Here is a 23,479-nt window from a genome sequence, read left to right on the forward strand (position 1 = left end):
CTTTCCATGTGAATGGGAGGGTGGCCAGGTTCGCCACCCGGGGTCCGGGCTGTCATTGTGGCACTGTCGGCCATGCCGGTCCCTCAGGTTGGCGTCCAAACAATGAAGCGCCAGGGCGCGTGGTACGTCCACGTCTACGCATTCCCCGGCGCTCCAGGTGTGGCCCGCTGTCACATTGGGGCACTGGCAGTGCTGGCGCCTGGCTCAGATCACCTGCGCCTCACGCAGGCGGGCGACCTCCTCGGCGCCGTAGCCCAGGCCGGCCAGCACTTCCTCGCTGTGCTCGCCCAGCAGCGGCGAACCGGTGATTTGCGGCTTCATGGCCGAGAACTTGATTGGGCTGCCCACGGTCAGGTAGGTGCCACGTTCCTTGTGCGGGACTTCCACGATCGAACCGCTCTTGCGCAACGATTCATCCGCCGCGATTTCCTTCATTGACAGCACCGGCGAGCAGGGAATATCGAACTTGCGCAGGATGTCCACCGCCTCGTACTTGGTCTTGTCGGCAAGCCAGTCTTCGATGGTCTTGAAGATCTCGAAGATATGCGGCTGACGGCCCTTGGGCGTGTTGTAGTTCGGATCGCTGATCCACTCTTCCTTGCCCAGTGCCTTGCAGATCGGCTCCCAGGCGTGGCCCTGGATGGTGAAGTAGATATAGGCGTTGGGATCGGTCTCCCAGCCCTTGCACTTCAGCACCCAGCCCGGCTGGCCGCCACCGCCGGCGTTGCCACCGCGGGGCACCACGTCGCTGAACGTGCCATGTGGATACTGGGGATACTCTTCCAGATAGCCCTGGCGGTCCAGTCGCTGCTGGTCGCGCAGCTTCACGCGGCACAGATTTAGCACAGCGTCCTGCATCGATACGGCAACCTTCTGACCTTGGCCGGTCTGCTGGCGGCCGATGATCGCGGTCAGGATGCCGATGGCCAGGTGCATGCCGGTGTTCGAATCACCCAGGGCGGCGGCAGACACGGTCGGCGGGCCGTCCCAGAAACCGGTGGTCGACGCGGCACCGCCGGCGCACTGTGCCACGTTCTCGTAGACCTTCAGGTCTTCATAGTGGTGACCGTCGCTGAAGCCCTTGACCGATGCCACGATCATCTTCGGGTTCAGTTCCTTGATGCGCTCCCAGGAGAACCCCATGCGGTCCAGCGCACCGGGGCCGAAGTTCTCGACCAGCACATCCGATTCGCGGATCAACTGCTCCAGGATCTTTTTGCCTTCCGGCTTCTTGGTGTCCAGCGTCAGCGAGCGCTTGTTGCTGTTCAGCATGGTGAAGTACAGCGCGTCCGCATCGGGAATGTCGCGCAGCTGCGTGCGGGTGACGTCGCCGGAGCCGGGGCGTTCCACCTTGATGACGTCCGCGCCGAACCACGCGAGAAGCTGCGTGCAGGCGGGACCGGCTTGCACGTGCGTAAAGTCGATGATCTTGATGCCGTTGAGTGGGAGGTTCACTATCGGTCTCCAAATGGAATAGAGGGTGAAACTGGGGCGGATTACTTGCTGGCCGCGCTTTGCGGATTCAGATTGGTCAGACGACCGCTTTCGGTGCCGGCAGCCGGGTCGATCACGGCGTTGACCAGCGTGGGCTTGCCCGAGCGCAAGGCTTCGTTCACCGCGGCTTCGAGTTCCGCCGGAGTGGTGACGTTGTGACCAACGCCGCCGAACGCTTCCATCATCTTGTCGTAGCGCGCGCCCTTGACGAACATCGTGACCGCCGGATCGTTGCCGCCGGTCGGATTCACGTCGATACCCTTGTAGACGCCGTTATTGTTGAAAATGACGATGCAGATCGGCAGGTTGTAGCGGCAGATCGTTTCAACCTCCATGCCCGAGAAACCGAACGCACTGTCACCGCACAACGCGAGGACCGGCTTGCTGGTTTCGACCGCCGCGGCGACCGCGTAGCCCATGCCCACACCCATCACGCCCCAGGTGCCCACGTCCAGGCGCTTGCGCGGCTCGTACATGTCGATCACGGCACGGGCGTAGTCCAGCGTGTTGGCACCTTCGTTGACAAACGAGATGCCCGGATTGGCTTTGACGACGTCCTTCAGCGCGCGCAGTGCGCTGTGGAAGTTCATCGGCGACACATCCTTGGACAAGGTCTCGGCCATCTTCGCCAGGTTCTTGTCCTTGCGTTCTTCCACCGCGTTCAGCCAATCGGCGCCCGGTTTGGCAAAGCCGTTGCCGATCTTGTCGAGCATTGCCGATACGCACGAACCAATGTCACCCACTACCGGCGCGGCGATGGCCACGTTACTGTCCATCTCGGTCGGCGAGATGTCGATCTGGATGAACTGCTTCGGCTTGCCCCAGGTCTTGCCCTTGCCGTGCGACAGCAGCCAGTTCAGGCGGGCGCCGACCAGCATCACCACATCAGCTTCCGCCAGCACGTACGAACGTGCGGCCGAGGCCGATTGCGGGTGTGTATCGGGCAGCAGGCCCTTGGCCATCGACATCGGCAGGTACGGAATGCCGGTCTTCTCGACCAGCGCGCGGATATCCGCATCGGCGCGTGCGTACGCAGCGCCCTTGCCCAACAGGATCAGCGGGCGCTTGGCGCTCTTCAGCAACGCGACAGCACGGTCGATCGAGTCCGGTGCAGGGAGTTGGCGCGGGGCCGGGTCCACCACCTTGATCAACGACTGGCGGCCACGCTCGGCTTCCATCGACTGGCCCAGCAGCTTGGCCGGCAGGTCCAGGTACACACCGCCCGGACGACCCGACACGGCGGCGCGGATGGCACGCGCGATACCGACACCAATGTCTTCAGCGTGCAGCACGCGGAAGGCAGCCTTGGCGTGCGGACGGGCGATGGCCAGCTGGTCCATCTCTTCGTAATCACCCTGCTGCAGATCGACGATCTCGCGCTCGCTCGAGCCGCTAATCAGAATCATCGGGAAGCAGTTGGTGGTCGCATTCGCCAGCGCCGTCAGCCCGTTCAGGAAGCCGGGCGCAGACACGGTCAGGCAAACGCCCGGCTTCTGCGTGAGAAAGCCGGCAATCGCTGCTGCGTTGCCCGCATTCTGCTCATGACGAAAGCTGATAACGCGCATGCCGTTGGCCTGCGCCAGGCGGGCCAGATCCGTGACCGGAATACCGGGCAGGCCGTAGATGTTCTCGATGCCGTTCAGCTTCAGCGCGTCGATGACCAAATGAAAACCATCGGTTTGTGCCTGATGTTCTTCGGCAGCCTGACGCTGCAGCTCGTTTCCGACTTCTGCCATGGTTGCATCCTTCTATACAAATTGACGGGGATTGGAAAACTTCTGCTTCAGGGTGTCTGCAGCGGTCGTGCTCGCGCCCGCCTGGCTACTTCGGACTTCACGATGTCTCCTCCTTGACGATTCGCTACAGGCAGCGATCTTTTGCAAATACGGTATGTGATATATCAAAACTCAGCAAGCATTGATGCGAACTTTCGTCGATGCGCCGCAGCATTTCCCCGAAGTTACGCGCCAGATAAGGGAAATTTCTGAGCTTCCCGCATTCACAAACCGGCTCGGTTAGCCGCGCACATGGTTGACCAGCGCACCGATCCCGCGGATCGACACCTCCACCACCGCCCCCTCCTTCATCGACCCGACCCCGATCGAGGTGCCGACGGCGATCACGTCGCCCGGCATCAACGTCATGTCCCGCGACAGGAGGCTGACCTGCTCCTCGGGCGAAAAAACAATGTCGGACAGTGGGTAGTTCTGGCGCTCGACGCCGTCCAGACGCGTCACCACGCTGGCGCTGCGCCAGTCAAAGCCGGAGACGATGGCCGGACCGACGCAACCGAAGGTGTCGGAACCCTTGGCGCGCGTCCACTGCGGGAAGTTGGGATCGGCATTGAGCAGCTCGCTCGCCGTGACGTCATTGACGATGGTGTAGCCGAAGATGTGCGAGGCGGCCTCGGCGAGCGGCACATCCCGGCATTCACGGCCAATGACGATGCCGAGTTCGCCTTCGTAGGCGATCTTGCCGGTGTACCCGCTCGGACGCAGGATGGCATCGCCGGGGCCGGCCAGCGAACTGGCCGGCTTCAGCAGGAACAGCGGATGCACGGGCACCGCTTTCTCCAGCCGGGCCGCGAGGGCGTGAAAGTTGTTCCACAGCGCCACGATCTTGCCCGGCTGGCACGGGGCCAGCAGGTCCAGCGAGGCGTAGCTGTAGATATTTCCCGTGGGGCGAGGATCGGTATAGCCAGGGCCATCGCATTCGATGACGCGGTCGGCATCACCCTCGTCAAGGCGGCCATAAGCGGTGTCGCCATCAGGACGGCGGAAGCGAATCCAGGTTTGCACGGCAGAGCTCCTCCGGCAGGCGCGCGGGTGCCGCGCCGGCTCTTTCAGCAGAGATGGGGTGGCCCCCTGTCAGGGGCCGTGGAGACGGGTCCCGGCCGCAGCCGGGCGCCTGGGGTCAGACCGCTCCCGCCATGCGCAGCGCCGCAATCTGTGCCGGCGAGCGCCCCAGCCATTCGAGGATCTCGTCGGTGTGCTCCCCCAGCAGCGGCGAGCGCTCGACCTTCACCGGCGAGTCGGACAGTGTGATCGGCGAGCCGAGCTGCACGTATTTGCCGCGCGCCGGGTGCTCCAGCTCCACCAGGTAGCCGCGCTCGTACATCGACTGGTCCTCGATCAGGTCCTTCATCGACAATATCGGGCCACACGGCACATCTACCTCGTTGAGCGCATTCATCACCTCGAACTTGGTGCGGCCCAGGGTCCATTGCTCGATGATGCCGAAGCAGGCGGCGAGCTTTTTCAGACGCACTTCAGGCGTGGCGAATTCCGGATCGGTGATCAGGTCTTCGCGGCCGCACAGACGCATCAGCGGCTCCCAGCCCTGCGGCTGGATGATGACGTAGACGTAGTCGTTCGGACCGCCCGGCGCACAACGCAGCGTAGCGCCCGGCTGGCCGCCGCCCGACGCATTGCCCGCGCGCGGCACGTGGTCGTCGAACTGGTCGTTGGGGTACTCGCGCAGCGGGCCGGCATCCAGACGCTGCTGGTCACGCAGTTTCACGCGGCACAGGTTCAGTACGGAGTCCTGCATGGCGACTTCCACGCGCTGGCCGCGCCCCGAATGCTCGCGCTGCAGTAGTGCGGCCAGGATGCCGACCACGCAGTGCACGCCCGTACCCGAGTCGCCGATCTGCGCGCCCGTCACCGTTGGCATGCCGCTGGCTTCGCCCGTCGTCGATGCGGAACCGCCCATGCACTGGGCCACGTTTTCATACGCCTTGCAGTCCTGGTAGGGGCCGGGACCGAAGCCCTTGATCGACGCATAGATCATGCGCGGATTCAGGTCCTGGATATGTTCCCAGTCGAATCCCGCGCGGTCCAGCACGCCCGGACCGAAGTTCTCGATCAGCACGTCGCTCTGCTGGATCAGGTCTTCCAGCAGTGCCTTGCCTTCCGGCGTTTTCATATTGAGCGTCAGGCTGCGCTTGTTGCTGTTCAGCATGGTGAAGTACAGGCTGTCAGCATTAGGCACGTCACGCAGCTGGCTGCGCGTGATGTCACCGCGTCCGGGCATTTCGACCTTGATCACGTCGGCGCCCATCCAGGCCATCAACTGCGTAGCCGAGGGGCCGGCCTGCACGTGCGTCATGTCAAGGATGCGAATGCCGTCCAGGGCTTTGCGTTGCTCCGTGGTGCTGGTCTGACTTTGGTTGTGGGCCTCGGCCATGATGCGTCTCCTGATTTGTGTTCCGCTCTTTTGACATACAGTATGTGGTATATCACCAAGATGCAAGAGGGTTTAAACCCGAATCAAGGAAGTTTCGACGCTGCGTCGCAGCAAATGCGCTTAAAGCCTTACGGCGCCTACGGTGGCGGAGGCTGCGTGAGCCGGGGAGGTGTTGCGAATGCAGCAGTGGCCGTTCGAAGGACAGCAGCCCCTCGCCCCGCAAGATCGGCGAGGAGCCAAAGAAAAGTGCCAAAGGACAGCACCAAAGAAAACGCCCCAACGTGCCGGAAAGGTGTTGGGGCGCAAGAAGACTCGGCCACGTCGCGGAACAATGCCCGCGCCCCGTCATGGGCTGGCTGACGGGGATCGCATGACGCGGCTGGCAGTCAGTCGAGGAAGTCGCAGTTCTTTTCCACGTAATCGGCGAGGTCCAGCGAGTGCTGGCGTACCAGTTTCTCGGCCAGTTCGGTATCGCGCTTTTCCAGCGCCTCGATGATGCGCAGATGGTCGACGATGGACCGTGCGGCACGGTCGCTCTGCGAAATCGTCATCTTCCGGATGGCCCGCACATGGACGAAGATGTTCTTGATCGCGTCCATGATGATCTGCGACTTCGACAGCTGCACGATCGCTTGGTGGAACACGATATTGGCGTCGGAGTATTCCTCGATGTGTTCCGCCGGCGTGGAATCGCGAAAGCTGTCGAACATGTGGCGCAGCTTGCCGATTTCCTCATCGGTCGCGTGCAGCGTGGCCAGGCGCGCCGCCATGCTTTCCAGCGCGGCCCAGACCTGGATCATCTCCACGATCTCGCGCTTGGTCTTGCGCATGATGTAGATGCCGCGCCGCGGCACCGTGCGCAGGAAGCCCTCCTGCTCCAGCAGCGTCATCGCCTCGCGGATCGGCGTGCGGCTGACGCCCAGCGCTTCGGACAGCACGCGTTCGTCAAGCCGGACTTCCTCGCGGGACTGATAGATATCGGCGTCCGCGATGGCCTGGCGCAGCATGGCGTAAGCCTGGTCGCGCAGGCTGGCGCCAGCGTTGATCGGTTGCAGCGAAAGGGTCAATCCGGTGGGCTGGATTTCGGGTTGGCTTTGGGCAGACATGAATGCACTCGTAGATGGCCGGGGCCCCGGTGACCAATGTGGCCACCGGCGGCACGCGCCCCCGCAGGGGTCTCAGGAGCAAGGACACATTGAAGCCAGTTTGGCATGCCGTCATGTGTCTTGCTCATCAATCCTGCGATTATCGCGCCTGTCAGGGCACGAAGGGGCGAGTCCGACCTTTCGTATATGGTATATCACATTGACTGCAAAACCGGCGGCGTTTCTCCCGTGGACCTTGCCGTCCGACGCGCGGGACGGACGGCGCTCATCTCTCCTGCTCGGCTCGCTTCCCGGTTCAGGCCGCCTTCGCCACCGGCGCGGGGACTTCTCCGGCCTGTACCGCCTGCGCCATGCGGTCGCGCTGCTTGATCAGGCCCAGCACGGCGTCGACCATGGGCGTCGGCTGGCCAATCATCCGGCCCATCTCCTGCACCACGGTCAGCAGGGGGTCGATCTCCATCGCCCTGCCCGCTTCCAGGTCCTGCAGCATCGACGTCTTGTGTGCGCCAACCGCACCGGCGCCGTCGATGCGACGCTCGACGTCCACGCGGAAATGGACGCCCAGGCGCTCGGCAATCGCCTTGGCCTCGAGCATCATCTGGCGCGACAGCCCCCGCGTGGCGGGATCGGACGTAATGATGTCCAGCGTGGCGTGCGTCAGGGCGCTGATCGGATTGAAGCAGAGATTGCCCCAGAGCTTGAGCCAGATTTCATCGCGGATGTTGTCGCGCACGGGCGCGTCGAGGTCGGCCCGGACCATCATCTCCGCCAGCCGCGTCACACGGTCGGAGCGACTGCCATCCGGCTCGCCAATCGGGAATTTCTTCCCGTAGACATGGCGAATCACGCCCGGCTGCACGATCTCGGCGGCCGGATACAGCACACAGCCGATCGCGCGCTCGGGCCCCAGGCCGTGCCATTGCTTGCCGCCCGGGTCCACGGACTCCAGCGTGCTGCCGGCAAACTCGCCGCCATGCTTGTGGAAATACCAGTACGGAATGCCGTTGACGCCAGTCACCACGGCGGTTTCCGGCCCCAGCAACGGTTGCATCAGGTCCACCACCCCCGGCACCTGGTGCGCCTTCAGCGTGATGAACACATAGTCTTGCGGACCCAGTTCGCGCGGATCGCTCGCGCAACGCACTTTCGCCACGCGCTCCTCCCCGTCGATCTGCAGGCGCACGCCGTTCGCCTGCATGGCGGCCAGATGCGGCCCGCGTGCAATAAAGCTGACATCGGCACCCGCCAGCGCCAGTTGCGCGCCCATATAGCCGCCGATGGCCCCCGCACCGTAGATACAGATCTTCATAGGTTGTCTCCTGGATGGTTGTTGTGAAGCGTGGGATGCTTTGATATATCACATACTATATTCCACTACAGCCGTTCCACAACCTCAAACTTCACGGTTCCGGTATTTCCCTGATGTGCCCCTCGGACCGGGCGTGCGCTACCATGTTCTCGATTGTCCGCTTGCGGGCCAGCGGCCCCCAGCCCACCCCAGTCAAGGAGTTCGCATGGAAACGCTGCTTGTGCTCGCGCGCGATCCTTCCGCATGGGCCGCACTGGCCACCCTGGTTGCGATGGAGATCGTGCTAGGCATCGACAACCTCATCTTCATTTCCATCCTGACCAACAAGCTGCCGGAGCAGATGCGCGAAAAGGCGCGGCGCACCGGTATCGGCCTGGCGCTGTTCATGCGGCTGGGCCTGCTGGCCACGATCGCGTGGATCGTGGCGCTGACCGAGCCGGTCTTCACCATCTTCAGCAAGGGCATTTCCTGGCGCGACATCATCCTGATCGCCGGGGGCGCCTTCCTGGTCTGGAAGGCCACGCGCGAAATCCACCAGCATGTGGCGCCCGAGCCGGAGGGCGAAGAAGAAAGCATGGCAACCCGCGCGGCGCCTGGGTTCGCGGCGGCCATCGGCCAGATCCTGGTGCTGGACCTGGTGTTCTCGATCGACAGCATCATCACCGCAGTGGGCATGACGGACCACGTGCCGATCATGTTCGTGGCGGTGATCGCGGCCGTCGCGGTCATGCTGTTTGCCGCCGCGCCGCTGGCCAATTTCATCAACCGCAATCCCACCATCGTCATGCTGGCGCTGGCCTTCCTGATCATGATCGGCATGACGCTGATCGCGGACGGCCTGGGTCACCACGTGCCCAAGGGCTATATCTATACGGCCATGGCGTTCTCGTGCGGCGTGGAAGCCCTGAACATGCTGGCCCGGCGCCGGCGCAGCCGCGCCGCCGGCCAGCCCCCCGCGCACTAGTGAGGGGGCGGCGCGAGCAGGTATGATGGCTGTCTTGCGGTCATCCCCTATTCACGCATCCATGCTTCCTACGGATCTTGCCGGCACCGACGGCGATCAGAGCGCGTCGCTGCCACGTTCCGAACGGGCCTACCAGCAGTTGCGCGCGGCCATCCAGGCCGGGCACCTGTTGCCGGGCACCCGCCTGCGCGAAGTCGAACTCGCAGAATCCCTTGGCCTGTCGCGCACGCCGGTGCGCGAGGCGTTGTCACGGCTGGAATCCGAAGGGCTGGTCGTCAACGAGCCCAATCGCGGCATGATGGTGACGCGGCTCGATGCCAGCATGGTCAGCGAACTCTACGTCATGCGCGAGGTGCTGGAATCCACCGCCGCGGCGCTGGCCGCGCGGCATGCCACCGATGTCGAGATTTCCCTGCTACGCGACATCGTCGAGCGCGACCTGTCATTCGCCGAGGATCCGGACAAGCTGGCGATGAACAATCGCCTGTTCCACGAGACGCTGCACCGCTGCGCCCACAATCGCTACCTGCTGAAGACGCTGCGGTCCCTGCACGAATCGATGGCGCTGCTGGGCCGCTCCACGCTGGCCGTGCCGGGCCGCGCGCGTGGGTCGTACGAGGAACACCTGGCGCTGGTGGAAGCGCTGGAAGCACGCGACCCCGTGCAGGCGGAGCAGATCACCCGCCGCCATATCCAGCAGGCCTACAAGGTGCGCCTGTCGCTCTGGATCGAGGAGCAGTCGGGCACCTGATCCCCCTCGCGCCCTGTTCGCCAGCCCTCGCGGTCGCCGCCTTCCCCCTATCGACGCCGCAACACGATAGCCCCGCACGCCGGGCTATTGTTTTATTAACCCGAAAAGTGTGTTCCTCCCTCACGCTTTTCTGGAACGACGACCCTTGCTATCGTCCTCAACGAGGCCGTAGCTCCCTTCTCTCCCTTCGGCCTCACGTCACCCTCCGTGGCGGTTTTTTCATACTTGGCGCCGATTCGTGCAGGTGTTGTTCGTCCGAACACGATCACGGCGCGAGGCGCGGCACTTGCCGCGCCTTCTTTTCTTCGCACGTCTTTTCTCCCATTTCCGGAGCGAGATCCGCCATGCCAGACAAAACCGTGAAGATTCCCGGCCCCGACCACCCGATCACCGTCGCGCCGCAGGGCGGTCGCGTGGTCGTGACCGTGGCGGGCCGCGTGGTGGCCGATACCCGCCGCGCCCTGACGCTGAAGGAAGCGTCCTATCCGGCCGTCCAGTACATCCCGCGCGAGGACGTCGACATGTCCCAGTTGGCCCGCACGCAGCACGCCAGCTATTGCCCTTACAAGGGCGATGCCGCCTACTACAGCATCCCGGCCGGCGGCGCGCGCGCCAGCAACGCCGTCTGGACGTATGAATCGCCTTATGAAGCCGTCGCCCCCATCGCCGGCCATCTGGCGTTCTACCCGGACCGCGTGGATGCCATCGATATCACCGCCTGACCGCGAGGCGGCCTGACCCGCCACTGACACACGGCCCCGGTATCACTCGGGGTCGGGACAGGGTGCCCCCATGTCCCTTGCCCCCACCCAACACAACAAGAATATCCATGGCATCGCACATCCATAGCGTGCCCGCGCGGCACGCCAACCCGCTTCATACGCGCTATCTCGATGTCCGCCGGCGCACCGTCGCGCTGGTCGATCCGCTCGGCGCGGAGGACATGGCCATCCAGTCGATGCCCGACGCCAGCCCGGCCAAATGGCACCTGGCCCATACCACGTGGTTTTTCGAGACCTTCCTGCTCGGCCCGCACCTGCCCGGCTATGCGCCCTACGATGCGCGCTACGGCTACCTGTTCAACTCGTACTACGAAGCGATCGGGCCGCGCCAGCCGCGCCCGTTTCGCGGGCTGCTGAGCCGCCCGACTGTCGACCAGGTGCTGGCCTATCGGCGCCATGTGGATGCCCAGATGCTCCGGCTGCTCGACGGCCTGCACGACGGCATACACGACGGCGCGCTGGAAAACCTCCTGGCATTGGGGCTCGCGCACGAGGAGCAGCATCAGGAATTGTTGCTGATGGACATCCTCCATCTCTTCGCGCAATCGCCGCTGCGGCCCGCCTACGACACCGCATGGCCGCGCGACCGCGCACAGGGGCCCGGCACCTTCCAACGCATGGCGGGCGGTCTCGTTGAAATCGGCCACGAGACGCCCGATTTCGCCTTCGACAACGAGTCGCCTCGCCACAAGACCTACGTGGCGCCATTCGACATCAGCGACAAGCTCGTGACCAACGGCGAATGGCTACGCTTCATGGCCGATGATGGCTACGCCCGCCCGGAACTGTGGCTGGCCGATGGCTGGACGCTGGCGCGGTCGGGCGAGTTGGCCGCACCGCTCTATTGGGAACGCATCGACGACGGCTGGCAGGTCATGACGCTCGGCGGCCTGCGCCCCGTGGACCCCGACGCCCCCGTGACGCATGTGAGCTACTACGAGGCCAGCGCCTACGCGCGCTGGGCCGGCGCGCGGCTGCCGACGGAAGCCGAATGGGAAATCAGCGCGCATGCCGGCATCCTGGCGCAGGCGGATACGGTCGCCTGGCAGTGGACCCAGACCGCCTACGGGCCGTACCCCGGTTTCCGCGCCACCGCGGACGCGATCGGCGAGTACAACGGCAAGTTCATGGTCAGCCAGCTCGTGCTGCGCGGCGGCGCTAGCGTGACGCCACCGGGTCATTCGCGCCCCTCGTATCGCAATTTCTTCTATCCGCACCAGCGCTGGATGTTCTCCGGCGTGCGGCTGGCGCGCGATGCCGGTCACGGCGCGAGCGATCCGCTTCCGCCGGCCCGGGACGCATCGTTTGCCCGCGATGTTCGCATCGGCCTCTCGGGGCATGCCAAGTCGATGTCGCCGAAGTATTTCTACGACGCCGCGGGCTCCGCGCTGTTCGAGGCCATCTGCCGCACGCCGGAGTACTACCCCACGCGGGCGGAATCCGCGCTGCTGGCCCGCGTGGCGGAGGACATCGCGGCCGCCTTCCCACCTGGTGCCGCGCTGATCGAATTCGGCAGCGGCGCCAGCGAAAAGACCAACCTGCTGCTGGGCACGCGCGCCGGCATCGACCTCTACGTGCCGATCGACATCAGCCGTGACGCGCTCGCGCAAGCCTCGGCGCGCCTGGCGGCACGCTATCCCGCCCTAACCGTGTTGCCTGTGGAAGCCGACTTCACGCGGGCATTCGCGCTACCAGACAGCGCGCGCCAGCGTCCGAAGGTCGGCTTCTTTCCGGGATCGACGATCGGCAATTTCACGCATGAGGAAGCCGTCGGCTTCCTGCGCAACGCACGCGCGATGCTCGGCGCCGGAGCGCGCATGATCGTCGGCGCCGACATGGTCAAGGACTTGCCGACGCTGCTACGCGCCTATGACGACGCCGAGGGGGTGACCGCGCGTTTCAACAAGAACCTGCTGGTGCGCATCAATCGCGATCTGGACGGCAGTTTCGACCCCGAATCGTTCGACCATCTGGCGATCTGGAACGACGTCCACGACCGGATCGAAATGCACCTGGTCAGCCGCGTGGACCAGATCGTCCATGCCGCCGGCCACGCGTTCATGTTCCGGCGCGGCGAGCGGGTGCATACGGAGAACTCGCACAAGTTCACGCCGGAAGCGTTCGCCACGCTGGCGGCGCGCGCCGGTTGGACCGTGGCGCGGCACTGGATCGGCGATGCGCCCGCGTTCGGGATCTTCGAACTGGTGGACGAAGAACGCGCCGACTAGCCGCGAGGGGTCTTCGGGGTGCGCGGGGTGCGTGGTGTTTGTGGTCCCTGCGGCGCCCGCGGCATTTGTCCGGCGGCCTGGTGGATCGCCGCGCGGATCCGCGGATAGGTGCCGCAACGGCAGACAATGCCCGCCATGGCGGCATCGATATCGGCGTCCGTCGGCTTCGGCCTGGCTTTGAGCAGCGCGCAGGCCGCCATGATCTGCGCGCTCTGGCAGTAACCGCACTGGACCACGTCGACATCGAGCCACGCGGCCTTGACCGCGTCGGCCTCCTTGCCCTGCACCCCTTCAATGGTCGTGATCCGCTCGGTGTCCTGCAACGCCGACATCAGCAACTGGCAGGCCAGCGCGGCCTTGCCATCCACATGCAGCGTGCAAGCGCCGCAGATCCCCACACCGCAGCCAAACTTGGTGCCCGTCAGCGCCAGGTCGCAGCGCAGCACCCACAGCAGCGGCATGTCCGGCTCCGCATCCACGCTGACGACCTTGCCATTCACGTTCAGGTTTGCCACGGTCTTCCTCCTGGTGCGTCTCGTGCGCTAGGCGAGCTTCAGTGGCAGCGATCGCAACCGCTGCCCAGTCAGCGCAAACAGCGCATTGGCCACGGCCGGTGCGACAGGCGGCACGCAAACTTCGCCCGCGCCTTGCGGCGCCTCCGGGCTGGCGATGATATCGGTCTCGATCACCGGGCATTCCGCTATCCGCACAACCGGGAAATCGTGGAAGTTCTGCTGCTTCACCACGCCGTCCACGAACGTGATTTCCTGATACAGGGCCGCGGACAACCCGAATACGATGCCGCTTTCCGCCTGCTGCCGGATCAGGTTGGGATTCACCGGGATGCCGCAGTCGATGACGCAGACCACGCGATGCACGCGGATGGTCTTGTCACGCGCCACCGAGACTTCGGCCACCTGCCCGACGATGCTGCCATATGACTGATGCAGCGCCACCCCGCGCGCGCGCCGGGCACCGTCGGCGGCACGGCCCGCTGGCTTGCCCCAGTCCGCCAGCATGGCCACTCGCTGCAGTACCGCCAGGTGACGCGGATGCGTGCCAAGCAGGCCGGCGCGGAACGCGACGGGGTCCTTGCCTGCCGCCACGGCCATTTCGTCGAGAAAGCACTCCGTGAAGAACGCCTGATGCGAATGCCCGACCGAACGCCAGAAGCCCACCGGAATCGGCAGGTCGACCATGGCATGGGAAATCCGCGCCGCCGGCCACGCATACGGTTGATCAAACGCGCCTTCGATGGCCGTCTTGTCGAGGGGGAGACGCGGGAATCCGAAGTCGCGCGCGAGCATCTCCGGCACCACCGCCTGGCCGGCCGAGCGTGCGTGCCAGCCCACCAGCTTGCCGTGGCTATCGATGCCGGCCCGTAGCCGCGCCACGCATGCAGGCCGGTAGAAATCGTGCGTCATGTCCTGCGCCCGCGTCCAGATGGTCTGGACTGGCCGCCCCTTGACCTCGCGCGCGATGGCGGCGGCCTGCGAGATGAAATCCGCTTCCAGCCGTCGCCCGAAGCCGCCGCCAAGCATCATCACCTGCACGTCTACCTTGTGCGCGGGCATGCCAAGCACTTTCGCGGCCTGCTCGCGGGCGATCCCCGGCACCTGCGTCGAGACCCACACCGTCGCGCCGTCATCGCGGCAATGGACCGTGCAGTTGATCGGCTCGACGGCGCCGTGTGCCAGCCAGGGCGCGCTGTATTCCGCGCTGACGACCTTCGCCGCCTTGCGCAGTGCGGCGTCGACATCGCCATGGCTGTAGTACGCGTGCCCGTCATGCTGATCGAGGGTTCCGGCGATGCGCGCCATCATGTCCTGACTGGACAACCCGGCTGCCGGGCCGGGCTCCCAGTCGACCTTGAGCGCTTCCAGCGCCTTCATCGCGCGAAACGCGTTGTCGGCGACCACAGCCACCCCGCCCGTGCCACCGTTGAACGGCGGCACCACGAACGCCTTGACCACACCACGCCGGGCCGTGGCGGCGCTCGTGTCCGCATGTTTCACGCGGCCCCCGACGGTAGGGCACATCAGCACGCTGGCATAGAGCAACTGCTCCGGCAATGCATCGATGCCAAAGCGCGCCGATCCATTCGTCTTCGCCTCGGCGTCGAGGCGATGCAGCGGCTGGCCGATCAGGCGGAACGCCGACGGGTCCTTCAGCGGGACACTGCCCGGCAAGCGCTGGCGTCCGGCGGCGGCGGCGAGTTCCCCGAACGTGGCAGACTTCCCCGAAGCGTGGAGCACCTTGCCGCGCGCCACACTGCATTCGGCGGCCGGCACGCGCCAGCGCTCCGCCGCCGCGGCCACCAGCATCGCGCGCGCCGATGCGCCCGCCTCGCGCATCGGCATCCACAGGTCGTTGAGCCCCGACGATCCCCCCGTGACAACCTCGCCGATCTCCCGCATCAGCTTGCGCGTCACGTGGTCCGCAATCCGTCGGATCACGCCGTGATCGTCCGGATGGAAGGGCAAGCCATCCACCACCACCTGGATGTTGTTGTAGATACGGTCCGGCGGTGCGTTTTCCACGCGCACGCGGGCCCAGTCGGCATCGAGTTCCTCGGCCAGGATTATCGCCAGCCCGGTGTGTACGCCCTGCCCCATCTCCGAGCGGCACATCATGACGGTCACGCTGTCGTCCGCGGCAACCTTGACCCAGCCGTTGAGGGCAACCTGCGTCGCCTCAACCGGCAGCGGGCCCGACGGGTTGAGGCGTTGCCGCACCGGCAGCACGGTCCAGCCGACCAGCAAGGCCCCCGCCGCCGCGCCGATACCGCCGAAGAGGAACGCTCTGCGCTTCATGGCCGGGTCAGAACTCCAGGCAGAAATCGATCAGGCGCGTGTGGTCCCAGTAGACCTTGCCCAGATACACGCCCGGCGCGATGCAGCGGATCTCGTCGCGAATCCAGTGCGCGACCAGCGATGTCGCGGAGTAGTCGAGCACGATGCACTCCTTCTGGTCGAGCCAGCTGTCCGCCTTGTACACCTTGGCGAGAATCGCCTCGAGCCCGAAGGGCGTGATGCGGTTTTTCAGCACGCCATGGCCGGCGTCGAACACCTTGCCCTGCCATGCAAAGAGGCTGATCATCCGCGCCATGCTTTCGCTGAAAACGGTGCCCGGCGAGATGATGGCCGTGCCTTTCGCCTCGCCGTTCGGGATATCGCCCGCGGGGCTGTTGCGGAACAGGTCATCCAGCTCGGCCTGCTGCATTTTCAGGAGCTTGTGAACGTCGTACGCCATGGCGATCTCCCATCTGGAACTGCATGGACGGTATGGTCCGCGCGGCGGCCAGCAGGACCTCCGCCGCCTTCTCGGCCATCATGTAGATGGCGCTGACCGGAAAGAATCCCGGGATGCGGGGGAATGCCGATGCATCGACCACGCGCAACCGCCGCGTGCCATGCACCGAGAAATGGCTGTCCAGCACGCCCCCCGCCGCGCGCGGCCCGATCGGGCAGGAGCACGATGCGTGGTGGCCCCACGCGTTGTCGCGGATATAGCTGGCCAGGTCGGCGTCGCTCCGCACCTGCGCGCCGGGCAATTCCTCATGGGCGATGTAGCCCCGATCCGCCAGCGGTTGCGCAAGTCCGCGCACAAAGCGGATGGCACCGATCAATGCGCGCATGTCCTCGCCGCGAGGGTCGTCGGCGTCGTCGAAATAGCGGAAATCGATGTCCGGCATGTCGCGCGGGTCGGCCGAGCGCAGCGACACGATGCCGGCGCGGTTGCGTGTATGCGCCTTGAGCAGCGCCCAGGTCAGCACATTGTCGTTCTGCGCGAACGCCTTGGAGTAGCCCGGGTAGTAGCCGACAAAGCGCTCCAGCAGCGCCATGCAGAAAACGTCCGGCACGGGCGCCCCGCGCCCCGAGCGGCGAATCACCGCCGTGGCCACGCCGTTGGTCGTGTACACGCCCTCGCGCGTATCGAACCAGCTCCGGTAAGGCGCGTCGTCGCGCACGAATCGCGCGCCCTGCAGGACCTCCCACGACCGCGACATGCGGTTCACCACGCCGATCTCGTAGCGATCCTGCAGATTGCGTCCGACCCCAGGCAGATCGACCTTTACCGGAAGGCCGTGTTGCCGCAGATGCGCGGCGGGTCCGATGCCGGACAACATCAGCAGTTGCGGCGTATTGAACGCGCCGCCCGCGAGGATCACCTCGCGGCGTGCCCGGACCTCGCGCCGCTCGCCGGCCGCTCCGGCCGGCGTTGCGTGCGCCCGGTAAAGATGCCGGCCCTTCAGGTATTCCACGCCGAATGCATTGCCCTGGGCGTCGAACATCACGCGTGCGGCCAGCGCGTCCAGCTCGATCCGCAGCCTCCCGGGGTGGCGTTGCGCCACATCCAGCAGGCGCTCCCGCGTGCCGTGGCGCGCGTGGCGCTGCGTGGTCAGCGGCGTATAGCACACGCCGTGAAAGGCGCGTCGGCCCCAGAGCCGCGAGTTGGGATCGCCCTGCCAGCGGATCAACCGCAGCAGCGCCTGCAGGCGCCTCGGCACGCTGCGGGCCTCCAGCTCCATCGACCCGAGGATGACGCGGATCAGCGCATCATCGGCCAGTGCTTCCAGCGGCATCGCGCGCTCCGTGTGGAGCCAGCCGTCCCAACCGTGCATGGTGAGGTCCAGGCCCAGCCGGCGCGCAAGGTTCCACAGCGGACGGTGGCGGCATTGCTCCACCAGCTTGGCGTAACGGCGCATGCGGGTCGCCGTCCAGGACGGATCTCCCGTCAGGTCGGCGATGTGGTCCCAGTCGGCATCGTGCGGATACAGGAAGATCAGCGCGTTGTGCGCCGTGCAACCGCCCAGCGTGCCGGCGCGTGGATACAGCACGCCGGCCGGACCGCACTTCGGGTCGCGACGTTGCTGCGCTTCGTCGGCATAGTGGCGCACGAAGAAATTCCACGCCATGGCGGGGTTTTCGGCTGCGCAGGCGTGGAAGCCGGGCACGTCGTAGTCCTCGGGCATGCACGGGGCCTCGTGCGCGCGCGCATCGCCGCCAGCCTCCAGCACGCACACACGCATTCCGGCCTCCACCAGCCGCGCGGCCAGCGTGCCGCCGCCCGCGCCGGAGCCGACGATCACATAGTCCCACTCCGCTTCGTCCTGCCCAGACATAGCCATAGCCCCTCGCCACGCCGCGTGCCCTGCACGGTCAGAACGTCTTCAGGAAGGCGATCAAGGCCCGCTTGTCCTCGTCGCTCAGCACAGGTTCCTTGCCGAACGCCTGCTCATCCGCGCTCAGGCCGTCCTGGTTGTTGAATTCCGCCGTACCGAAGTAGTGGCCGCGGTTGACGACGAAGTCCGGGCACTTGCTCAGCGACAGCATCGGCTTGACCAGGTCCGCGTAGGTCTTGCGCAGGTCATCGTCGGTCGCGCCTGCGGGCACGGAGGCGAGGTCGCCCTTCAGCTTAATCAGCAACTTCAATACCTTGCCCGCATGCTCGGCCTTGGCCGCCGGGTCGGAAGTCTCCGACAGCGGCTGCAGGTTGGCCAGCAGATTGACCGGCATCTTCGCCGGCGCCGGACCGATCGTCACGTCGCCGCCTTCGCCCACCAGCCACGGCACCCAGCGGTGCAGCAGGTCTTCCATCGGCCGCAGCGAGTCCGGCACAAACCCGACCGGGATGGTGATCTGGCTGCGTTCCGTTGTGCGATCGATCACACCGGGCACCTTGGTCCCCAGCACCGCGTCGTGGTCGCGCTTTTCTGGCCAGAGAAGCTGCTCGATCGATGCATCGAAGACGCGCACACGGCTTTGCACGGACGGATCGCTGCTGAAGGGGCCCAGCGCGTTGTTGAGCAGGAACGGCGCCGTCGACCAGATGCTGATCAGCGACGGCACCCGCGTATAGCCGCGCCCGCCCGCCGGCATCTTGTAGGGCCAGCGCTCACCCGTGAACGGGTCGTGCAGCGTGACGGTGCCCACGGAGGGCAAGGTCTTGTAGGTCTCCGACGAGAAGTTGTCCCAGATATTGCCGCGCAGGGCATTGGTGGCCAGCGGACTGCAGATATTCGTACGCAGCAGCGTCACAGGCACGCGGACATCGGACGACAGGTAGTTGTGGTCGAGGAAATCCGGCGCGTTGACCACGTCGCGCATCTTCGCCTTGAACTCGTCAGTCTGCGTCCATTTCCAGTACCGCTGGAAGCAGCCGATGTATTGGGTGCGGTCGCAGTTGCGCATCTGCAGGTCGGCGGGCGGGGGCGGCGACTTGCTCGAATGGCATCGCGCACAGGTCTCCGCGAATACCGTCTTGCCGCGCTGGAGCAGTTGGCCGCCCCCGGGTGTGCCCGCATCCGCCACGAATGCCTTGCCGCCGGGGGCATCGGCCAGGTGATCGGGCGGCGTCGACTTCAGCAGGAAAGCGGCCACGTTGAAGGTGCCGGCCTCCGTCGCTCGCCAATAGGTGGAGTTCTTCTGCGCCACGGCGATTTCGATCGGTGAAATCGACTTGCCGCCGAGGATCGGATTGAAATGCAGCAGCCATTCCTCGCTGAACAGGCCGATATTGATGTAGACGCGGTTCAGCGCGCCCATCACACCGACGGAATCCGCACCATCCTTGAGCACATGCGGCGTCCGGACAGTATCGGGCGGCGTGAAAAACTCCGAGAGCGGGCCGGTCTGGACGAAGTCGTTCAATTGCTTGTTGTTCTTCTCGCCCCCGGCGATGGTCTCCTGGCCGAGCCGCGAGGCCACGCCCATGCGCGCCATCAGGTCGTAGAGCGCGTTCATCGTGCGCGGGTTATTGATGTTGTCCGTGGAGACCAGCGAGGTATCCATCGCACCGGGCCGGAAGGTATGGACGAGCTGGAACATGAAGTTCTGCCTGCCCGTCGGCGTGGCGGCGTTGTGGATGAACAACCGGTCGACCCACATATACTGCGCGCCCACCGTGGAACTGAGTTCGGGCCACTGCGGGTGCTCCGGATCGGCGGGCGGACGGATCGGACTCGGACCGACATGGCAGAAGCCGCAGGACATGCCGACGCGATAGGGTCGCACCAGGTCGGCACGATTGTAGTAAGCCGGGTCCGTGTAGTAGCGCTCCGGATCCCACGCCTTGGCGGCCTTCTCGTCGAACGCCGGATTCGGGAACAGGCGCAGCCCGACGATCCCCGTGGCATACCCATAGTAGGAGCCGACGGGAAGCTTCTGCCCGTTGGCGAACGTCGTACCCCGCGCCCCCGTCTTGACGCCGGGATACGCCTGCTCGTTCTCGAAGGGATCGGCCGGGCAGTCCTTGCTTCGCTGATCCAGCCACAGCCCGAAACGCTTCGGATCGGGGGCGCTTGGCTTCTGGAAGCAGGGTTCGTTGAGCAGGCCGAGATAGGCCCAGCGGTTGTCGCGCGAATAGCCCTGGCCGGGATGGGAACTGATCGACTTGAGCAGATCGAACGCACCGAACGTGAAGTTCGTCATGGCGTCCCAGAACCGGTCATTGCCACCGGTCCACACGATCCACATGTTGCGGCCCTGGATCTCCTCCTTCGACAGCGCTACGCCACGGTCCATGTCGTGGAAGTAGTCTTCCGCCGCGTGCCGGAAAGAATCGACATTGCGGCCGGCCTGCTGCGCTTCGTCCTGAACGTTGCCGGGTTGGGGCCTGGAACATCCGCCCGCCAGGATCGCAACAACGAGGACAGCGGGCAACAGGACTGACTTGCTGTGCAGGTTCACCGTCGTCCCTCCCCGACCGCATGGTCTATCACAGCAGCGTGTCGTGTTGCCCACGCCGTTGGGTACAGATAAACCTAGAAATGACTTGAGGAGAAGTCAAGGCTGTTACTGGCGCGCAACGCAAATCTGCATTGGCGTGTTCGACAGTGTTTCCGACTGAGATAAACGCGCCGATGCACGGCGACTTGAACGGCGACGTTACGAGGCATGCGTCGTGATGGCCCGCATTGGCCCTGTTGAGAGATCACGAAACCTCAGCTTGTGAGGTATTGGAGGGCAGCAGGCACGATGGCGGAGGCATCGTCTCCGGAAAAACAAAAACCGACCCGCCGCACACCGGATTCGGTAGTGCGGCGGGTCGGTTTCACATTGCGGCGCCGGGAGACGCCGCGTACAACGCGCTGGGTCTGACGGATCAGCCGTTCGCGTAGACCACCTTGGCCTTGCGCGCTTCCGCCTGCAGGCGGGTAAAGATGTTCTGGACGGCGGCGATGGCGCGCTTCACGTCGCTGGCAAAGCCCAGGCTTTGCGGGCCGAGCTCGCGCTCGATAAGGTCACGTTCCAGTTGATCGGTCAGCTTGATGTCGGATTGGGTGTTCATGGCGTCCTTCCTTCAGGGATTACCCTCTTGGGGTTTGCCCTAATTGTAGCAGGCCAAATGTCGCAACGCAGCATTAGGTAATAGTGCGTATGCCCCAAACCCAACAAGCGACCGGTGGGAAATTCGCCATAAAGGGGCCGTTAGGCCGCGATATGCTTGCATGTTAGTTCGCCCACGTTATGCTTGCACTGCCCCATCAAGAGGATATTTCGTCTCTTTTATGACCTTCAGACGCTAAAAAATGGTTTTTAGATCGCTTTTATGACCTGCTGCCAAGACAGATCATTGCCGCCCACGAAACAGATCATTGCGTCTTGCGCCAAACCAAGTAAGCACGCCTATGCCGCAAGGGTGATACCGGGTCCTGCAATCCCAAGGCGCGCCGACCATGTCGATATGCTCGCCGCGGTCCAGTCGGATTGCTGCATAGGTGTTGCGCAAGGTCTGGGGCGACAAACGATCGACCTGACCCTCGGCAATGCCGATCTGTTCGAGTCGCATCCTCACTCGTCGGAATATTGACGACGCGTGCATCGGCCTCCCGTCTGGGGCCACGGGAAACAGGCACTCCCCTGGCACTTTGAGGCGTCCCAGCAAACGGACCCATTGCGCGAGAGCTCGCCGAGATGTGGCCAGAATTTCGACGAAGACGTCATGATTGACCGGACCTTGAGAGACTCTGACGAAATTGCATGACTTAGCGATCGCATTTCGCTTGAGGCGCCTGGCCTGCGAAACCTTCACACCTGCACCGTAGAACACGGCTAGGAGAGCCAGGTCACGACACTCGCGCCACTGATGACAATTGACGGTTGTCGTGTCCGGAAACGGTGGTATCTCTTCAAGATATTCTTCGATGATATCTATATACGCAGATTTACTGGTGAACGCCAGGATCGCAGCGTGGGCTTGCAGCGCTTGAATATGCTGGAGGTGGCCGTACTGGTCCAACCCTCACGGGACCGTTGACCATCACTGCACGTGCGATAGCAATTCACGGACGCTGCTACGCCGATAGATAGCGTAGAGCCATGGTCGCCCACCAACGCGTCCACCCCTCGGGCCGTTTGGCGATGAAGTCATGCACGCCAGCCTGGCGGCGGGACGACCTCCAGCGGAGCTCCGGGAACGATCAATGCGTGTTTTCGCAGATCGAACACGCAAACCGCATGTTGTCTTGCTGCGCTATGCCGATCTGCTTGCGCACCGACGCGACATCAACCATGGCGAGGTCAACACCATCCCACAGAGATGCATCCCCGCTCGGCCAGATGCAGGCGCTGGGTCTACGCGGCTCATTCCCACGTAAGTTCAGCGGTGTCGAACTCGAACTGTTTCCGCCCTGGAAGAACTGCACTTCGACGATCCAAGCCTTGCCAGATCTGAGCGATCTAAAAACAGATCTTCTGCGCAGGAATTGAATTTGCCTTTCAATTCAAGCGCTGCTGCCCGCCCGAACGCCTCGATGCCGGCGTTCACGGTGCTTACCGCTGCGCCACCAGGCACTGGATGCTGCGCGAGGGCGCCACTGGTGAGCGTGATTGACCCGCCCTGGGTGATGTACGGAACCCCATAACGGACAAGATTGACCTGCCCCATCAGCTTGTTGGCTAGGCTGAATGCAAAATCATCGTCAGTCAGGGCGTCCAGTGGGGCGAATCGCTCGGTGCCTCCTACTCAGGCTACGGCGTCGACCGCGCCCACTTGTTTGTACATCGCCAGAATCGATAGCTTGTCGGAGATGTCCGCGGTCCGTGGGTAAGATCAGACTGACCCCTACCACGTCGTGTTCCTCTGACACAAGCAGTCACCCTGAGATATCCGCATACCATTACCGCACCAACGCCAGCATCGCCGACGAACCCGCGCAGCATGAGCGCCTGGGGCTGTGGCGGGCAAAGGGGCCCCTCTTGCGAACGCATGATGTGCTGTTGACTTTACCTCCCATTCATCGACGCTCCCAACAGAACATGAGCCCCAAACCAGCCAAGAATCGGAGGCGAAAGTCCCGCGGCCGCTAAGCGCGTGGTCAACCTCCTGCAAATTTCGGCCGTTTCTCGATTGCTACTACCGCGACTCTGTTGGGTCCGCAGCATAGTGCAATGCGTAAGCACGAGCGCCCTGAAGACGCATGCGGGCATCTAATGGTCTGCGTTCCCGCTGTTGCTGTTTCGCCAAAAGATGCGTAGCGGCGTGAAGTTATGACCTAGACTTAGAGCGCTTTCTCAAGGTTCGGCCGCCATGCAAAGTGCGTCAAGTAACGCGTTGCAGCGCAGCGTTCCTCCCGGGCGATTCTGACAATTGTTGGGCTCCTCTGGAGCGCAGCGGCAGACAGAACTGGGGATTGATGGAGGGGGACATGAAAAGC

18 protein-coding genes and 1 pseudogene are annotated in these 23,479 nt (G+C 64.4%); 5 read left to right on the forward strand and 14 right to left on the reverse strand.

Going from position 1 to position 23,479, the window contains the following annotated elements; translation table 11 throughout:
- Positions 1-204: 204 nt before the first annotated feature.
- From frc (AC1DOX_RS20465) to AC1DOX_RS20490, 6 genes are all read right to left on the reverse strand, one after another.
- Positions 205-1,455, reverse strand: a complete 1,251-nt coding sequence (gene frc / locus AC1DOX_RS20465; protein ID WP_441620190.1) for a formyl-CoA transferase — start codon at positions 1,453-1,455, stop codon at positions 205-207.
- A 41-nt stretch (positions 1,456-1,496) separates the two neighbouring features.
- The gene (gene oxc / locus AC1DOX_RS20470; RefSeq protein WP_441620192.1) at positions 1,497-3,230 is read right to left on the reverse strand and encodes an oxalyl-CoA decarboxylase; all 1,734 of its coding nucleotides are present in this window, start codon (positions 3,228-3,230) and stop codon (positions 1,497-1,499) included.
- Positions 3,231-3,509: 279 nt separating this feature from the next.
- Entirely contained in the window at positions 3,510-4,292 is a 783-nt protein-coding gene (locus AC1DOX_RS20475; RefSeq protein WP_441620194.1) for a fumarylacetoacetate hydrolase family protein, read from the reverse strand.
- Positions 4,293-4,407: 115 nt separating this feature from the next.
- Positions 4,408-5,679, reverse strand: a complete 1,272-nt coding sequence (gene frc, locus AC1DOX_RS20480; protein ID WP_441620196.1) for a formyl-CoA transferase — start codon at positions 5,677-5,679, stop codon at positions 4,408-4,410.
- A gap of 386 nt (positions 5,680-6,065) precedes the next feature.
- Positions 6,066-6,785 carry a GntR family transcriptional regulator gene (locus AC1DOX_RS20485; protein ID WP_092139835.1) on the reverse strand — a complete coding sequence of 240 codons (720 nt, stop codon included), beginning with the start codon at positions 6,783-6,785 and terminating at the stop codon, positions 6,066-6,068.
- A 295-nt stretch (positions 6,786-7,080) separates the two neighbouring features.
- Positions 7,081-8,094 carry a 2-dehydropantoate 2-reductase gene (locus tag AC1DOX_RS20490; RefSeq protein WP_441620198.1) on the reverse strand — a complete coding sequence of 338 codons (1,014 nt, stop codon included), beginning with the start codon at positions 8,092-8,094 and terminating at the stop codon, positions 7,081-7,083.
- A 205-nt stretch (positions 8,095-8,299) separates the two neighbouring features.
- Between AC1DOX_RS20490 and AC1DOX_RS20495 the strand changes: the two genes are divergently transcribed.
- The 5 genes and pseudogenes from AC1DOX_RS20495 (at position 8,300) to egtD (ending at position 12,819) form a co-directional block, all read left to right on the forward strand.
- On the forward strand, positions 8,300-9,058 hold the full coding sequence (locus tag AC1DOX_RS20495) for a TerC family protein (protein ID WP_441620200.1): 759 nt from the start codon (positions 8,300-8,302) through the stop codon (positions 9,056-9,058).
- A gap of 61 nt (positions 9,059-9,119) precedes the next feature.
- Positions 9,120-9,809: a GntR family transcriptional regulator gene (locus AC1DOX_RS20500; protein WP_092139841.1), complete on the forward strand. Its 690-nt coding sequence runs from the start codon at positions 9,120-9,122 to the stop codon at positions 9,807-9,809.
- Between the two features lie 344 nt (positions 9,810-10,153).
- Positions 10,154-10,531, forward strand: a complete 378-nt coding sequence (locus tag AC1DOX_RS20505; protein WP_092139843.1) for a DUF427 domain-containing protein — start codon at positions 10,154-10,156, stop codon at positions 10,529-10,531.
- Positions 10,532-10,638: 107 nt separating this feature from the next.
- A pseudogene (egtB, locus tag AC1DOX_RS20510) lies at positions 10,639-11,847 on the forward strand (ergothioneine biosynthesis protein EgtB); the annotation flags it as partial.
- The gene (gene egtD, locus AC1DOX_RS20515) at positions 11,830-12,819 is read left to right on the forward strand and encodes an L-histidine N(alpha)-methyltransferase (RefSeq protein ID WP_441620231.1); all 990 of its coding nucleotides are present in this window, start codon (positions 11,830-11,832) and stop codon (positions 12,817-12,819) included. The pseudogene egtB and the gene egtD, both read left to right, overlap by 18 nt.
- Here egtD and AC1DOX_RS20520 read toward each other — a convergent pair.
- The 8 genes from AC1DOX_RS20520 to AC1DOX_RS20555 form a co-directional block, all read right to left on the reverse strand.
- Entirely contained in the window at positions 12,816-13,334 is a 519-nt protein-coding gene (locus tag AC1DOX_RS20520) for a (2Fe-2S)-binding protein (RefSeq protein ID WP_441620203.1), read from the reverse strand. The two genes, egtD and AC1DOX_RS20520, sit on opposite strands and share 4 nt — an antisense overlap.
- A 27-nt stretch (positions 13,335-13,361) precedes the next feature.
- Positions 13,362-15,632 (reverse strand): xanthine dehydrogenase family protein molybdopterin-binding subunit, encoded by a 2,271-nt coding sequence (locus AC1DOX_RS20525; protein WP_441620205.1) that lies wholly within the window; start codon positions 15,630-15,632, stop codon positions 13,362-13,364.
- A gap of 7 nt (positions 15,633-15,639) precedes the next feature.
- Positions 15,640-16,071, reverse strand: coding sequence for a hypothetical protein (locus tag AC1DOX_RS20530; protein ID WP_441620207.1), 432 nt, complete (start codon positions 16,069-16,071; stop codon positions 15,640-15,642).
- Entirely contained in the window at positions 16,019-17,950 is a 1,932-nt protein-coding gene (locus AC1DOX_RS20535; RefSeq protein ID WP_441620209.1) for a GMC family oxidoreductase, read from the reverse strand. Before AC1DOX_RS20535 ends, AC1DOX_RS20530 begins: the two co-directional genes overlap by 53 nt.
- A gap of 31 nt (positions 17,951-17,981) precedes the next feature.
- Positions 17,982-20,510: a hypothetical protein gene (locus AC1DOX_RS20540; RefSeq protein WP_441620211.1), complete on the reverse strand. Its 2,529-nt coding sequence runs from the start codon at positions 20,508-20,510 to the stop codon at positions 17,982-17,984.
- Positions 20,511-20,925: 415 nt separating this feature from the next.
- Positions 20,926-21,111 (reverse strand): hypothetical protein, encoded by a 186-nt coding sequence (locus AC1DOX_RS20545; protein ID WP_441620213.1) that lies wholly within the window; start codon positions 21,109-21,111, stop codon positions 20,926-20,928.
- A gap of 282 nt (positions 21,112-21,393) precedes the next feature.
- Complete coding sequence (locus AC1DOX_RS20550) at positions 21,394-22,062, reverse strand: tyrosine-type recombinase/integrase (protein WP_441620215.1); 669 nt, start codon at positions 22,060-22,062, stop codon at positions 21,394-21,396.
- 360 nt (positions 22,063-22,422) lie between these two features.
- Positions 22,423-22,710 (reverse strand): Rossmann-fold NAD(P)-binding domain-containing protein, encoded by a 288-nt coding sequence (locus AC1DOX_RS20555; protein ID WP_441620217.1) that lies wholly within the window; start codon positions 22,708-22,710, stop codon positions 22,423-22,425.
- Positions 22,711-23,479: the final 769 nt, after the last annotated feature.

It is taken from the genome of Cupriavidus sp. 01L415, from assembly GCF_056400065.1.